Below are 239 nucleotides of genomic sequence, written 5' to 3' on the forward strand. Positions count from 1 at the left end.
TGATCGGTATATTGCGGCGGTGGCGTGACTTCCGTCACATTTTCAAACCTGCCACCGATATATTTTTCGCCTTGCCACTGGCCGCCGGCTTTACGGGAAATTTCGGCCTGGGTACGTTTGGGCAATTGTTGGGCTGCAAACCGCGCCGGGTTATTGCTGATGGTGATGCTCTGAGACGCCGCTGCAGCCAGTTCTGCCTGCAGTAGTAACGTATCTTTTTCGCCATCGCCGTTATGATC

General features: G+C 54.0%; 1 protein-coding gene. It reads right to left on the minus strand.

All coding sequences use genetic code 11. The features are described from left to right. Window positions 1-239: DUF4861 family protein (locus R0J87_RS24370; RefSeq protein WP_498889625.1), on the minus strand; the 239-nt coding region annotated here is incomplete at both ends.

Origin of the sequence: Halomonas sp. SIMBA_159 (genome assembly GCF_046536035.1) — a bacterium.
GTDB lineage: Bacteria > Pseudomonadota > Gammaproteobacteria > Pseudomonadales > Halomonadaceae > Vreelandella > Vreelandella venusta_A.